General features: G+C 63.9%; 13 protein-coding genes. 9 read left to right on the top strand and 4 right to left on the bottom strand.

The window, feature by feature from the left end; genetic code table 11:
* Nucleotides 1–29: 29 nt before the first annotated feature.
* On the top strand, nt 30–1,448 hold the full coding sequence (locus ACYAS9_RS04300) for an amino acid permease (protein WP_463567083.1): 1,419 nt from the start codon (nt 30–32) through the stop codon (nt 1,446–1,448).
* On the opposite strand, the gene ACYAS9_RS04295 is transcribed toward ACYAS9_RS04300, so the two are convergent.
* The 3 genes from ACYAS9_RS04295 to ACYAS9_RS04285 are packed head-to-tail and all read right to left on the bottom strand — an operon-like array spanning nt 1,445 to nt 4,658.
* On the bottom strand, nt 1,445–2,713 hold the full coding sequence (locus tag ACYAS9_RS04295) for an NAD(P)/FAD-dependent oxidoreductase (protein ID WP_463567082.1): 1,269 nt from the start codon (nt 2,711–2,713) through the stop codon (nt 1,445–1,447). The two genes, ACYAS9_RS04300 and ACYAS9_RS04295, sit on opposite strands and share 4 nt — an antisense overlap.
* 30 nt (nt 2,714–2,743) lie before the next feature.
* A complete protein-coding gene (locus ACYAS9_RS04290; protein WP_463567081.1) occupies nt 2,744–3,691 on the bottom strand; it encodes a dihydrodipicolinate synthase family protein in 948 nt (315 codons plus the stop codon).
* Between the two features lie 40 nt (nt 3,692–3,731).
* Entirely contained in the window at nt 3,732–4,658 is a 927-nt protein-coding gene (locus ACYAS9_RS04285; protein WP_463567080.1) for a 4-hydroxyproline epimerase, read from the bottom strand.
* 155 nt (nt 4,659–4,813) lie between these two features.
* On the opposite strand from ACYAS9_RS04285, the gene ACYAS9_RS04280 reads away from it, so the two are divergent.
* The gene (locus ACYAS9_RS04280) at nt 4,814–5,587 is read left to right on the top strand and encodes a PAS domain-containing protein (RefSeq protein ID WP_463567079.1); all 774 of its coding nucleotides are present in this window, start codon (nt 4,814–4,816) and stop codon (nt 5,585–5,587) included.
* 24 nt (nt 5,588–5,611) lie between these two features.
* Here the strand turns inward: ACYAS9_RS04280 and ACYAS9_RS04275 are convergent, their stop codons facing one another.
* On the bottom strand, nt 5,612–6,475 hold the full coding sequence (locus tag ACYAS9_RS04275; RefSeq protein WP_463567078.1) for a LysR substrate-binding domain-containing protein: 864 nt from the start codon (nt 6,473–6,475) through the stop codon (nt 5,612–5,614).
* A gap of 241 nt (nt 6,476–6,716) precedes the next feature.
* Between ACYAS9_RS04275 and ACYAS9_RS04270 the strand changes: the two genes are divergently transcribed.
* From ACYAS9_RS04270 to ACYAS9_RS04240, 7 genes are read left to right on the top strand one after another with little or no spacing between them, the layout of a single operon-like run.
* The gene (locus tag ACYAS9_RS04270; protein ID WP_463567077.1) at nt 6,717–7,556 is read left to right on the top strand and encodes a transporter substrate-binding domain-containing protein; all 840 of its coding nucleotides are present in this window, start codon (nt 6,717–6,719) and stop codon (nt 7,554–7,556) included.
* A 27-nt stretch (nt 7,557–7,583) separates the two neighbouring features.
* The gene (locus ACYAS9_RS04265; protein WP_463567076.1) at nt 7,584–8,432 is read left to right on the top strand and encodes a transporter substrate-binding domain-containing protein; all 849 of its coding nucleotides are present in this window, start codon (nt 7,584–7,586) and stop codon (nt 8,430–8,432) included.
* 26 nt (nt 8,433–8,458) lie between these two features.
* The gene (locus ACYAS9_RS04260; protein WP_463567232.1) at nt 8,459–9,862 is read left to right on the top strand and encodes an FAD-binding oxidoreductase; all 1,404 of its coding nucleotides are present in this window, start codon (nt 8,459–8,461) and stop codon (nt 9,860–9,862) included.
* Nucleotides 9,859–11,070, top strand: a complete 1,212-nt coding sequence (locus tag ACYAS9_RS04255) for an aminotransferase class I/II-fold pyridoxal phosphate-dependent enzyme (protein ID WP_463567075.1) — start codon at nt 9,859–9,861, stop codon at nt 11,068–11,070. Before ACYAS9_RS04260 ends, ACYAS9_RS04255 begins: the two co-directional genes overlap by 4 nt.
* Entirely contained in the window at nt 11,067–11,792 is a 726-nt protein-coding gene (locus ACYAS9_RS04250; RefSeq protein ID WP_463567074.1) for an amino acid ABC transporter permease, read from the top strand. The genes ACYAS9_RS04255 and ACYAS9_RS04250 overlap by 4 nt, the downstream gene beginning before the upstream one ends.
* Nucleotides 11,782–12,477, top strand: a complete 696-nt coding sequence (locus ACYAS9_RS04245; protein ID WP_463567073.1) for an amino acid ABC transporter permease — start codon at nt 11,782–11,784, stop codon at nt 12,475–12,477. The genes ACYAS9_RS04250 and ACYAS9_RS04245 overlap by 11 nt, the downstream gene beginning before the upstream one ends.
* Nucleotides 12,467–13,285, top strand: coding sequence for an amino acid ABC transporter ATP-binding protein (locus tag ACYAS9_RS04240; protein ID WP_463567072.1), 819 nt, complete (start codon nt 12,467–12,469; stop codon nt 13,283–13,285). The genes ACYAS9_RS04245 and ACYAS9_RS04240 overlap by 11 nt, the downstream gene beginning before the upstream one ends.
* Nucleotides 13,286–13,294 lie beyond the last annotated feature (9 nt).

Here is a 13,294-nt window from a genome sequence, read left to right as displayed (position 1 = left end):
TGATACGCCAATAATAAAAAAGGTACGCCATGAACAACCATCAAACGGCCGAGTTGAAACGCGGCCTGAGCAGCCGGCATATCCAGCTTATTGCGCTGGGCGGTGCGATCGGCACCGGGCTGTTCCTGGGCTCGGCCGGTGTGTTGAAAACAGCCGGGCCCTCCATGATTCTGGGTTACGCGATTGCCGGATTCATCGCTTTTCTGATCATGCGCCAGCTGGGCGAAATGGTGGTTCAGGAACCGGTGGCAGGCTCTTTCGGTTATTTCGCCACGCAGTACTGGGGACGCTTTGCCGGTTTTCTGTCGGGCTGGAACTACTGGATGATGTACGCCCTGGTGTGCATGGCCGAATTGACCGCCGTGGGCAAATACGTGCAGTTTTGGTGGCCGGTAATTCCTATCTGGGCCAGCGCGGCGGCGTTCTTTGTACTGGTCAATCTGATCAACCTGACCAACGTCAAAGCCTTTGGCGAGACCGAGTTCTGGTTCGCGATCATCAAGGTGTTCGCCATCATCGGCATGATCGGCCTGGCCAGTTACCTGCTGGTCAGCGGCGACGGCGGGCCGCAGGCCTCGGTGAGTAACCTGTGGGCGCACGGCGGCTTCTTTCCCAACGGATTTGGCGGAATGATGATGGCGATGGCCTTCATCCTGTTTGCCTTTGGCGGCATGGAAATGATCGGCATCACCGCTGCCGAGTCCGACAACCCACAGCGGGTGATTCCCAAAGCGATCAACCAGGTGGTGTACCGCATCATCATTTTCTATGTCGGCGCCCTGACCCTGCTGTTGTCGCTTTATCCGTGGGATCAGTTGCTGGTCAGCCTGTCGGCGTCGCAGGATGCCTACGGTGCCAGCCCGTTCGTGAAAATCTTCGCGTTGATCGGCAGCGATGTTGCCGCCCATGTCCTCAACTTCGTGATCCTGACCGCCGCCTTGTCGGTTTATAACAGCGGCACCTATTGCATGAGCCGCATGCTGTTTGGCCTGGCCGAACAAGGCAACGCGCCCAGGGTGTTCCTCAAGGTCAACCGCAGCGGCGTGCCGGTGCCGGCGGTCATTGCCAGCGCGGCGGTCACCGGCGTGTGCCTGCTGATCAACTACCTGGTGCCGGGCAATGCCTTTGAACTGATGATGACCCTGGCCGTGGCCGCGCTGTTGATCAACTGGGTGATGATCACCTTGACCCATGTGCGCTTTCGCAAGGCGATGAACGTGAAGGGCGAGGCGTTGTTGTTCAGGGCGCTGTGGTACCCGGCCGGCAATGTCCTGTGCCTGGCGTTCATGGCGATGATCCTGATCATCATGCTGATGATTCCCGGCATCCGCATTTCGGTGTTCATGATTCCGCTCTGGATACTGCTGTTGTGGTGCGCGTTCAGGCTCAAGCGGCCCTCGGGTCCAGGCGTCAACATTTTCCAGCCCGCGAGAGGCGCCAATCGCTAGAAGCGCCCCAGCCGGTAAGGCGCCAGTGCCGGTAACGCTTCGGCCGGCTGTCCGGTTGCTTGGCGCCGGACCATCGCAGCGACCCATTCGGCAGTCACCGCCGCCTGGGTCAGCCCCAGGTGTTGATGGCCGAAGGCGAGCAACACCCGGCCGTTCTCGACATGATCGATGATCGGCAGCGAGTCCGGCAGCGAGGGCCGAAAGCCCATCCACGGCGTGGCGCCTTCAACGTTCAGGTCCTGACTGAACAAGCCTTTGCTCAACCGGTGCAACTGCCAGGCCCGCTCCATTCTGGGCGGGCGCTGCAAGCCTGCGAATTCCACTGTGCCGGCCAGCCGCAAGCCGCCGGTCATGGGCGTCATGATGAACTTGCGTTCCAGCGAGGTGACCGCAAACGGCAGGCGCTGTTGCTCGTTGGGCAACATCAGGTGATAGCCGCGCTCGGTGTCCAGCGGCACCTGTTTACCGGTCAGTGTCTGGGTCAGCCCGGCCGAATGCGCACCGCAGGCAATCAGCACCCGCGGTGCCTGTAACGGACCTTGCGCTGTGCTCAGGCACACGCCATCCGGGTGCAGGTACCCGCCCGAGACATCACGCTGCACAAACTCCACGCCGCAGGCTTTGGCCGCCTCGACCAGTGCGCCGACCACCTGATAAGGGTCGATAAAGTGCCCGGTGGCCGGAAAGAACAGACCGCCCTGAATATGCCCGCTCAACGCCGGCACACTGTCGCGCACCTGCGCCGCCTGCCAGTGCTCGACCGGCACCTGTTGCTGGCGCATGCGTGCCTGCAAGGCATCAAGCGCAGCCCGCGACTCGGCGCGCTCGAACATCAACAGCGAGCCCTCGTGGCGAAACAGCTCCGGTCGCCCGATGCTGGCGAGCAAGCGCTGCCAGGCCGAAAGGCTGCTTTCATTGAGCGCACGAAGGCCCGCCACGGTGCGCCGGAACGGTTCCGCTCGCAGGTTCAGCAACAGGCGGGTCAGCCAGGGCAGGGCGTGCGGCAGGTATTTCCAGTCCAGGCGCAATGGCCCCATCGGGTCCATGAGCATGCTCGGCAGGCGCTTGAGGATCGACGCATCGGCAATCGGGAACACCTGTTCGGTGGCCAGGTGCCCGGCATTGCCGAACGACGCACCCTGGCCCGGCGCGTGACGATCGACGACCCGCACGCGCAGGTTCTGCCGGGCCAGTTGCAGGGCGCAGGCCACACCGACGATGCCGGCGCCGACCACGATGATGTCTGCTGTGTCTTGTGCCTGCATGGGCGCTCCGCGGGTGAGGATAGGCAGCGATCAGGTGAAGTCTTGCTCGGCCGACCATTGCGCGTACCAGTGGCGAAACAGCATGTACTGCTGTTCGGCATAACCGCGCTGGGCCTTGCTGAGCGTGTCGGTCTCGTTGAAGTGCAGGGTGTATTCGAGGTCGCCGTTGAGCACCATCAGGTGTTTGTAATACAGCACCAGGTCGGCGCCTTCATCGAACGACGACAGCACCGCCAGCGCCGATTCCAGCTCCTGCGCCTGGCGCCACGCTCTGGCATCGCCAAGGGCGGCCTGCTTGCTCAGGCTCACCAGTTGCAGCACTTCACGCGGCAGGGCGTTGCCGATGCCGGTGATGGCGCCGCTGGCATTGCAATTGACGAAACCATGCACCACTTGTGTGTCGACGCCGACCATCAGCGTTACTGCCTCGTCGCCTGAAGTGATGTGCTCGGCGGCGTAGCGCAGGTCGGTTGCGCCACCGAATTCCTTGAAGCCGATCAGGTTCGGGTGCTCGCGGCGCAGCTCGAAAAACAGCTCGGCGCGGGTCGCAAAGCCGTAGTACGGGCTGTTGTAGATCACCGCCGGCAGGTTCGGCGCCGCGTCCAGAATCGCCGCAAAGTGGGCTTTCTGCGCCGCCGCCGACGAACCGCGCGACAGCACCCGCGGGATGACCATCAGGCCATGGGCGCCGACCTTGGCAGCATGGGCGGCATGCGCCACCGCTTCTCGACTGTTGACCGCACCGGTGCCGACCACGGTCGGCACGCCGGCGGCCACCAGGCGCGCCACGCCTTCCTGACGCTCGGCCTCGGTGAGCAACGGCCAGTCGCCCATCGAGCCGCAATACACCACGGCGCTCATGCCGATATCGATCAACTCGCGGCCCTTGCGCACCAGCGCGTCGAAGTCCGGTTTACGCTCGGCCGTGCACGGGGTCATCAGGGCGGGCAGGGTGCCGGTAAACGGGTTGCTGTTCATTGCGATTCCTCGATTCGATTCGGAGTAGAGAAGGGGGAAATCAGATGCCCCAGGCAAATGGATCCTGTTCATCGATCAGCAGCGTGCTGTCGGCGGTCATGTGGGCGCGGCCGGTGATAAACGGCCGCACGCGCTCGCCATCCCATTCATAGCGGCCTTCGAAACGGCTGCCGGTGATGCTCGCCTGCACCCAGCGCTCACCGGGCGCCAGCGTGCCGTCGGCGGCCAGGCACGCCAGCTTGGCGCTGGTGCCGGTGCCGCACGGTGAGCGGTCGTAGGCCTTGCCGGGGCACATGACAAAGTTGCGGCTGTCGGCCTGATCGTCGTCGGCAAACAGCTCGATATGGTCGATCGGCGCGCCGTCGGCGCCATGAATGCCTTGATCCTGCAGGGCCTGGAGCATCTTCCAGGTCAGGTCGGTCAAGCGCTCGGCATGGCTCAAGTCCAGCACCTCGCCGTGTTCGCTGACCAGAAAGAACCAGTTGCCGCCCCAGGCAATGTCGCCGTGAAACAGTCCGTAGCCGGGCACCTCCACTGCGACCTGCTGGCGGTGGCGGTACGATGCCACGTTGCCGATGGTCACCTCGCCGTTGTCATGCAAGGTTGCGGTCACTAACCCGACCGGCGTGTCGATGCGGTGCTCGCCGGGACCGATTTTGCCCAGATGCTGCAAGGAGGCGATCAGGCCGATGGTGCCGTGGCCGCACATGCCCAGATACCCGGCGTTATTGAAGAAAATCACCCCGCACACTGCGCCGGGTGTCACTGGTGCGCACAGCAGCGCGCCGACCAGCACATCGTTGCCGCGCGGCTCCAGCAGGCAGGCGCGGCGCCACTGATCGTGCGTGTCGCGCAGTGCATCGCGTTGCTCGGCGATGCTTGCGCCGGCCAGCGCAGGAAAACCGTCGAGCACCAGGCGCGTGGGCTCGCCGCCGGTGTGCGAATCAATGACCCGGACCTGTTTCATGCTTTTATCCCTTGCAGGGTTGGCGGGGAAGACGTGGTTCTACAGTGCGCTCATCGACGGTGCGGCGCTTGAGGGTTTTCACCGGGTTCGATGACGAAATCGGCACAGTCTGGCAATCTGCGCTTCGATGTCTGAATGCCCGGGAGGGAAAACCCATGATGCAATCGGCACTGGCAGCACTGGCTCAGGAAAACCCCTCGCAGCGTCCGGAAACCCTCGACCAGTTACTGGCCGGCGCCCTGGCGCTGTTGCCCATGCTCGATGTGATTCCCAATGCGGTGATTTTCATCAAGGACGTGCAGGCGCGTTATCTGCTGGCCAATCACACGCTGGTGCAGCGCTGTGGCTTCAAGCACCTGGCGCCGTTGCTGGGCAAGACCAGTGCCGAGGTGTTTCCGGCACAGTTGGGCAGCGGCTACACCGAGCAGGACAAACGGGTGCTGGAAAAAGGCCAGGTGCTGGAAGACCAGCTGGAGCTGCACCTGTACGGCAGCCGCCAGCCCGGCTGGTGCCTGACCCACAAGCGGCCCTTGTACAACCGCCGCGATGAAATCATCGGCCTGGTGGGCATTTCGGTGGACCTGCAATCGGCCAGCGACCGCCACCCGGCCTACCAGCGCCTGGCCGCGGTGGACGACTACATCCGCAAGCACTTTCAGCGCCCCATCAGCCTGAGTGAATTGACCGCTCTGGCCGGCATCTCCGTGGCGCAACTGGAGCGCTACTGCAAACGGGTGTTCCACCTCACGCCGCGACAGATGATCCACAAGGTGCGCCTGGAACATGCCCACCGGCTGCTGCACACCGACCTGCCGATCACCGACGTTGCCCTGCAATGCGGCTACACCGACCACAGCGCCTTCAGCCGCCAGTTCAAGACCCTGACCGGCTTTACCCCGCGCCAGTATCGGCAGGCGTCGGCCCTGTAGGTGCGCGTTTATCCTGGGCCGCACTCAATCACGGGCAAGCGCGCTCCTGCGGATCAGGCCATAGGCCTGGCGGACGATCGGGTTGACGGCATTGGGCCGTATCCACAGGTAGTACGTCACGTCCGGCAAGCGTGGCAGGCCGTCGCTTTCGCCGAGTACGCGCATGTCGGGGCCGACCATTTCCATGCTCCGCGCGGTGATGCCCAGGCCTGCGCGCACCGCCGCCTTGATGCCGATCAGGTTGGAGGCCAGGTACGCCTGGCGCCAGGCAATGTCGGCCTGCTCCAGCGCCTGCAAGGCAATACGCCGATAGATGCTCGGTTCGTCGACCAGCACCAGCGGCAAGGGTTGCAGCGGGTCGTGCTGGTAATGCGCCGCACAGATCCACCACACCGGCGAGGTGCGCAGGGCAAAGCCTTGCAGGGCCGGGTCGGTGCGTGTCGAGATGACCATGTCGACCTTGCCACGGTGCAGGTCTTCCATCAGGAACGGGCTGCGGCCCACATCGATTTCCAGGCGCAGATTAGGCGCCGAACGGGCGATGTGGCTGAGGATCGGCGGCAGGATTGTGTCGGCGATGTCGTGTGGCGAGCCGATGCGCAGCACGCCGCTCAAGGTGTTGTCGCGCAGGGCATTCAGCGCATCGTCGTTGAGCGCGAGCATCTGCCGGGCGTGGCGCAACAGCTGCCGGCCTGAATCGGTCAGGGCTTTCTGCCGGCCCTGCTTGTGAAACAGGCTGACGCCCACCTGTTGCTCCAGGCGCTGCATGTGTTGGGTGACCGATGATTGCGTGCGCGCCAGCGACTGGCCGGCCTCGGCAAAACTTGGGTGATCGGCCACCGCCACAAAGGTGCGCAGCAGTTCCAGATCGAGGGTCGATTCGCTCATGTCAGGGCTGTTTCATATAAGCAGGACGTTGTAATTGATTAGATATCATTATGTATATCGTCGTAAAGCATCGGCCTGATATTGATAGGTATCAGTAAATACGGGGATTTATACGCTTGGAATTAAGAGCGTGATTTTTAAGTTATAACAATATTAGATATTTGAATTTCCGTTCCGGCATAGGACTGCCTAGCATGCCGCCCAGTTGGCTGGATGCCCCGGCCGTAGACGAGAAATTGCTATGTCATTGTTGTTCAAGGCTCGAAAGCGGCTGGTGTGTGCAGTGTTGGCAGCCGTTGGCAGCACCGCTGCGGTGTCGGCGTATGCCGATGCCACGCTGGACAAGATCCAGCAGCGCAGCCGTGTGGTGGTCGGCGTCATGCTGTCGGGCGGGCCGTTCGGCGCACTCGACCCGGCCAACCAGCAGCCGGTGGGCCTCAACGTTGACATGGCCAAAGACCTGGCCCGGCAACTGGGCGTCGAGGTCGAGCTGGTCTCGGTATTGCCGGCCAACCGCGTGCAGTTTCTGCAACAGGGCAAGGTCGACCTGCTGATCGCCAACATGGAATGGAACACCGACCGCGACAAACAACTGGGTCATGTGCCGACGCCGTTTTACATGGTCGGCGGCACCGCCGTACTGGCCAAGGACAGCCCGATCACCACTTGGGAACAGCTCAAGGACCAGCCGGTCTGCACCTCGCAGGGCAGCAGTTACACCCAGCCGCTGATCCAGCTCGGCGTACAGCTCAAGGCCTTCAAGAGCTCGGCCGAATCGTTGCTGGCCCTGCGCGGCAGCAACTGCGTCGCCGCCGTGCATGACGCCACGCTGATCAACCCGTTGCTGGCCAAGGGCGGCGAGTGGGCCAATTACCGCGCGATCAGCCCGGAACTCAACCCGGCGCCATCGGTGATCTGGACCCGCACCGGCGAAACCGATATCCAGGGCAAGCTCGACGGCATCGTCAAGGGCTGGCACCGCAGCGGCTGGCTGATCGAGCGCGAGAAAGCCAACAACATCACTCCCGCATCGCCTGCCTTGCTGCGCTTGCAGCAAGAAGCCAGCGCCAGCGGCGCCTGACGTTCTTTCTCGATAAGGGTTTCGACCATGAAGACTGGTTTTTCCGTGCGCGCGCTGTCTGTGCTGATAGCGCCCCTGTTTGTCGCCTGTGCAGGCCTGGCCCACGCCGATGCGACCCTGGACAAGATTCAGCAACGCCACAAGATCAGCATCGGCGTGATGCTCACCGGCGCGCCGTTTGGCACCATCGACCCGCAGACCCGCGAGCATCAAGGCTATAACGTCGAGCTGGCCAAGGCCTTGGGCAAAGCCCTGAACGTCGAGGTCGAGACTGTCTCGGTGCTGGCGCCCAACCGCGTGCAGTTCTTGCAGCAGGGCAAGGTCGATGCGCTGATCGCCAACATGCAATACACCGATGAACGCGCCAAGCAGTTGAGCTATGTGCCGACCCCGTATGAACAGGTCGGCGGCGCCGCGTTGATGCGCAAGGACGCCGGGATCAAGTCCTGGGAAGACCTGCGCGGCAAGCCGGTGTGCGTGTCGCAAGGCAGCAACTTCATCGAGCCGTTGCAGCAGACCTACGGCGCCGAGATCAAGGCGTTCCGCAGCCAGTCCGAGTCGCTGTTGTCATTGCGCGGCAACGGTTGCGTCGCCGCCGTGCACGTCAGCCCGACCATGCACAGCCTGCTCGACAATAACGAATGGGCCGACTACGCCATTCCGTTGGCCAATGACCTGATTCCGTCGGACTCGGTGATCTGGCTGCGCAAGGGCGAAGACGACACCCAGGCGCGCATCGACGCCATCGTGCGTGACTGGCACCGCAGTGGCTGGCTGATCGAGCTGGGCGAGCGTACCGGCATGCACCCTTCGCAAGTGCTGCGCGACTTGCATGAGAAGTACAAGAACGAAGCGCCATTGCAGGCGGCGCAGTGACCTTGGCTGACTCAGTATTCGGCGCGCTGTGCCGCATCGTCGGCGAGCGTCACGTCCAGCACGGCGCGGCGGGTTCTGCGCCGCAGCTCAGCGACAAGCACCGCCAGTATCACGGCCAGGTGCAGGCCATCGTCCACCCGGCGTCCACCGCCGAGGTCGCGGCCATCGTGCGCGTGTGCGGCGAGTTCGAGGCGCCGGTGGTGGTGCAGGGCGGCAATACCGGGCTGATGGCCGGCGCCACGCCCGATGCCAGCGGCCGCTCGGTGCTGATGTTGCTCGACCGCATGAACCGCGTGCGTGAAGTCGACACCGACAACGACACATTGACCGTCGAGGCCGGCTGCATCCTGGCGCATGTCCAGCAGGCGGCCCGTGAGGCCGGGCGGCTGTTTCCGCTCAGCCTCGGCGCCGAAGGCAGTTGCACGCTGGGTGGCAACCTGGCCACCAACGCCGGCGGCACTGCGGTGCTGCGTTACGGCAATGTCCGCGAGCTGACCCTGGGCCTGGAAGTGGTCACCGCCGAGGGGCAGGTCTGGCATGGCCTGCGCGGTCTGCGCAAGGACAATACCGGCTACGACCTGCGCGATCTGTTCATCGGCAGCGAAGGCACGCTGGGCATTATTACCGCCGCGACCCTCAAGCTGTTCCCGCTGCCGCAATCGCGCTGCACCGCCTATGTGGCGTTCCCGACGCTGGCCGATGCGGTGCGCATGCTCTCGCACGCCCGCGCAGGCTTTGCCGCCAGCCTCACCGGTTTCGAGCTGCTGTCGCGTGAATGCCTGGAACTGCTCAAGGTGCAGTTTGCCGAGTCGGTCCTGCCGTTCGCCACGCTGGATCAGCCCTGGTATGCGCTGATCGAACTGTCGTCCCCGCAGGACGAAGCGCAGGCCCGCAGCCTGTTCGAAGCCGTGCTGGGCAGCGCATTCGAAGCGCAGCTGATCAGCGATGCGGTCATCGCCCAGAGCCTGGCGCACAGCGAGGCCATGTGGCAGCTGCGCGAAAACATGAGCGAGGCGCAAGGCCGCGCCGGGCGCAACATGAAGCACGACATCTCGCTGCCGGTGTCGCGCATCAATGAATTCGTCGAGCACACCGGCGCCTTGCTACAGGCGCATTTTCCCGGTGTGCGGCACTTCACCTTCGGCCATCTGGGCGACGGCAACCTGCATTACAACGTCGCTCATCCACTGGACCAAAGCGTCGAGGCGCACATGGCCAACTACACCGCCTTGAGCGAGCTGGTGCACGACAGCGTGCACGCCCATGGCGGCTCGATCAGTGCCGAACACGGCATTGGCCAGCGCAAGCGCGAGTTGCTGCCGCGCTACAAGAGCGCGGTCGAGCTGGACCTGATGCGCCGCATCAAGCACGCCCTCGACCCGCGCGGGCTGCTCAACCCCGGAAAAGTCCTGCCCACGGAGGCGCCATGAACCTGCAATTGTCCCAACGGGTGCGGCGCGTTACGCTCTCGGCCAATGCCGCCGCCAAATCCCGGGTCACCGAACTGCGTGAGTCGGGCCTGGATATCCTCGACCTGACCACCGGCGAGCCCGACTTCGACACCCCCGAGCACATCAAGCAGGCCGCCGTGGCCGCATTGGCCCGTGGCGAAACCAAATACACCGCGACCCCCGGCACCCGCGCCTTGCGCCAGGCCATCCAGCGCAAACTGCAGGCTGAAAACCGCCTCGATTACGACCTGGCAGAAATCGTCGTCGGCAACGGCGCCAAGGGCATCATCTTCAATGCCTTTGCCGCGACCCTCGATGACGGCGACGAAGTGCTGGTGCCGGTGCCGTACTGGCCGACCTTTCCCGACAGCGTGCGTTTCAACGGCGGCCATGCGGTGTTGCTGAACTGCCCGCTGGAACAGGGCTGCAAGCTGACCCCGCAGCAGCTGGAAGCATCGATTGGCGAGCGCACCCGCTGGCTGATCATCAATAGCCCGAACAATCCCAGCGGTGCGTTGTACAGCGCCCTCGAATTGCAGGCGCTGGCCGAGGTGCTGCGTCGGCATCCGCAGGTGCTGGTGCTGCTCGACGAGCTGTACGAACACATTCGTTTCGACGGCCAGCCGCCGCTGAACCTGCTCAATGTCGCCCCGGATCTGAAAGAGCGCTGCCTGCTGGTGGGCGGCGTCTCCAAGACCTACGCCATGACCGGCTGGCGCATCGGCTTCGGCGCCGGCCCGCGCGCGCTGACCCAGGCCATGACCGTGGTGCAGTCGCAAAGCGCTTCGGGGGCGTCGTCGGTGGCACAAGCCGCTGCGGTGAGCGCCTTCGATGGCGGCCTGGAATTTCTGCGCCCGCAAGTGGCTGCCTATCAGCAACGCCGCGATGCGCTGGTGACCGCCTTGCATGAGGTCGCGGGGCTTGACGTGCTGGTGCCTGAAGGCGGCTTCTTTGTGTTCGTGCGCTGCGCCGGGTTGCTCGGCACGTATCGGCCGGACGGCCAGCGCATCGACAGCGACGCTGATCTGGTGGAGTGGTTGCTCGAACAAGGCGTGGCGGTGATCGCCGGCAGCGCTTATGGGGCTTCGCCCTGGTTCCGGGTGACGATTGCGGCGGCCACAAGCAGCGTGATCGAAGCCGGCCGGCGCATTGCCGCTGCCTGTGCGCAGTTGAGTGAGGCGGCATGAGCCAGCACCTTGTCGATTGGCTGGCCCGTCTGGGGCTGGACTATAACTTTCTGCTCGACGGCTACCAGCGCGGCACATTGATCGACGGTGCGCTGACCACCGTGCTGCTCTGTGTGTTGACCATCATCGGCAGCCTGCTGGTCGGCGTGCTGACCGCGGCAGCGTTGACCAGCGGCCGCCGCTGGCTGGTGGTGCCGGCGCGGATCTTCGTCGAGGTCACGCGCAACACGCCGACGCTGGTGCAGCTGTATTGCGCGTTCCTGGTGTTGAACATGCTGCTGACCCAGGCGGTGGGCGCTGCCAACCCGCTGACGCCGTTTGCCTGGGTGGTGATCGTGATCTCGCTGCACAAGGGCGCCTTTCATGCCGAGTCGCTGCGCGCCGGCATCGAGGCGGTGCCGGCCGTGACGCTGGAGGCCGCCAGTTCGCTGGCCTTCAACAAGCGCCAGTTGCTGTGGAACGTGCAGTTGCCGCTGGCGCTGCGCTTTGCCCTGCCGGCGCTGGTCAACAACCTGATCGACCTGGTGAAGATGACCGCCGTGGGGTCGGCCATTGCGGTCAACGACATCACCTACGCCTCGATCATGATCTGGACCCAGAGCGATAACGTCATTGAACTGATGATCCTGATGCTGAGCTTCTTCGGCCTTCTGAGTTACCTCGTCAACCTGGCTGGCCGCGCCCTGGAAGCGCGCCTGAGGATGCCCGGCTATGGCCACTGAATCGATGCTGACGCAAGTGTTTGCCGCGCTCTGGCAATGGACGCCGGCGCTGGGCGTGGGCCTGTTGCAGAACATTCTGATCAGCGTCACCGCCATTGCCCTGGGCACCGTGCTGGGCCTGCTGGTCGGCGCGCTGGCCTTGTCGCCGGTGGCGCCGTTGCGCGGCCTGGCGCGAGTCTGGGTGCAGGTGTTTCGCAACGCGCCGTGGCTGGTGCTGATCTACTTCACCACCTATGTGTTCCCGTTCGAGATCCAGCTGGGCAAGCATTACCTGCCGTTTCCCGACTGGCTCAAGGTCACCGTGGGCCTGGCGCTGCCGGCCAGCGCCAACGTGGCGGAGATCTTCCGCGGCGCCATCGGCTCGATCCCCAGCACCCAGTGGGAAGCGGCGCGTTCGCTGGCGTTTACCCGTGGGCAGATCTTCACCTCGATCATCCTGCCGCAGTGCTTCAAGCGCATGCTGCCGCCGTGGATGAACCTCTATGCGGTGGTGACCATGGGCACCGCGCTGGCTTCGCTGGTCGGTGTACACGACCTGATCGACACCGCGCAGATCGCCAGCAACACCGTCAACCTGACCGGTTTCACCGTGCTGATCTACTTCAGCGTGCTGGCGCTGTTCTTCCTGTATTGCTACCCGATTTCCCGACTCACCCAACGCCTGGAGCGCCGTTATGCCTTCTGAACCCTTGATCAGCCTGCGCGACGTGCACCTGGCGTTCGGCGACAACCGCGTGCTCAAGGGCATCGACCTTGATGTGCACAAGGGCCAGGCGGTGTCGATCATCGGCCCGTCGGGCTCGGGCAAGTCGACCATCCTGCGCTGCATCACCGGCCTGCTGCGCCCGCAAAGCGGCTCGATCCGCGTGGGCGACACCGATGTCAGTGCCTTGCACACCGAAGCCCAGTTGATCGCCTTGCGCAAGCGCGTCGGCTTTGTGTTTCAGCAGTTCAACCTGTTTCCGCACTTGTCGGTGCTGGAAAACCTGGTCATTGCGCCGCGCAAGGTCATGGGCCGCGAGCGCGCCGAAGCCGAGCGCCAGGCGCTGGAGCTGTTGACCAAGGTGCGCATGGAGCACAAGGCGCATGCCTACCCCGGCGAATTGTCCGGTGGCCAGCAGCAGCGCGTGGCAATTGCCCGTGCGCTGGCGATGCGTCCCGAGCTGATCCTGTTCGATGAAGTGACTTCGGCGCTAGACCCGGAAACCGTCGGCGAGGTGCTGACCGTGATCCGCGAACTGACCGAGGAGGGCATGACCTGTGTGCTGGTGACCCATGAAATGCGCTTCGCCGAGGACATCAGCGACGTGGTGTATTTCACCGAGAACGGCCTGATCGCCGAACACGGCAGCAGCGAGCAGATTTTCCGCGACCCGCAAAACGAACGCACCCGTGAATTCCTGCGCCACGCCCTGCACGACAGCGGCCGGCGCCCGGCAAAACCTGCGCCGGATGTGTTGAGCAACCTGAGCCGCTACAGCATTTCTGTCTGACCCCGAACC

Source organism: Pseudomonas sp. HP_08, from assembly GCF_055284095.1.
The sequence above is the reverse complement of the archived record's forward strand: the minus strand, read 5'-3'. Positions and strand labels throughout refer to the sequence as shown.

Excerpts from the sequence above, each read along its gene's own strand:
- ACYAS9_RS04300 (WP_463567083.1), top strand. The coding sequence starts at position 30 with ATGAACAACCATCAAACGGCCGAGTTGAAACGCGGCCTGAGCAGCCGG.
- ACYAS9_RS04295 (WP_463567082.1), bottom strand. The coding sequence starts at position 2,713 with ATGCAGGCACAAGACACAGCAGACATCATCGTGGTCGGCGCCGGCATC.
- ACYAS9_RS04290 (WP_463567081.1), bottom strand. The coding sequence starts at position 3,691 with ATGAACAGCAACCCGTTTACCGGCACCCTGCCCGCCCTGATGACCCCG.
- ACYAS9_RS04285 (WP_463567080.1), bottom strand. The coding sequence starts at position 4,658 with ATGAAACAGGTCCGGGTCATTGATTCGCACACCGGCGGCGAGCCCACG.
- ACYAS9_RS04280 (WP_463567079.1), top strand. The coding sequence starts at position 4,814 with ATGATGCAATCGGCACTGGCAGCACTGGCTCAGGAAAACCCCTCGCAG.
- ACYAS9_RS04275 (WP_463567078.1), bottom strand. The coding sequence starts at position 6,475 with ATGAGCGAATCGACCCTCGATCTGGAACTGCTGCGCACCTTTGTGGCG.
- ACYAS9_RS04270 (WP_463567077.1), top strand. The coding sequence starts at position 6,717 with ATGTCATTGTTGTTCAAGGCTCGAAAGCGGCTGGTGTGTGCAGTGTTG.
- ACYAS9_RS04265 (WP_463567076.1), top strand. The coding sequence starts at position 7,584 with ATGAAGACTGGTTTTTCCGTGCGCGCGCTGTCTGTGCTGATAGCGCCC.
- ACYAS9_RS04255 (WP_463567075.1), top strand. The coding sequence starts at position 9,859 with ATGAACCTGCAATTGTCCCAACGGGTGCGGCGCGTTACGCTCTCGGCC.
- ACYAS9_RS04250 (WP_463567074.1), top strand. The coding sequence starts at position 11,067 with ATGAGCCAGCACCTTGTCGATTGGCTGGCCCGTCTGGGGCTGGACTAT.
- ACYAS9_RS04245 (WP_463567073.1), top strand. The coding sequence starts at position 11,782 with ATGGCCACTGAATCGATGCTGACGCAAGTGTTTGCCGCGCTCTGGCAA.
- ACYAS9_RS04240 (WP_463567072.1), top strand. The coding sequence starts at position 12,467 with ATGCCTTCTGAACCCTTGATCAGCCTGCGCGACGTGCACCTGGCGTTC.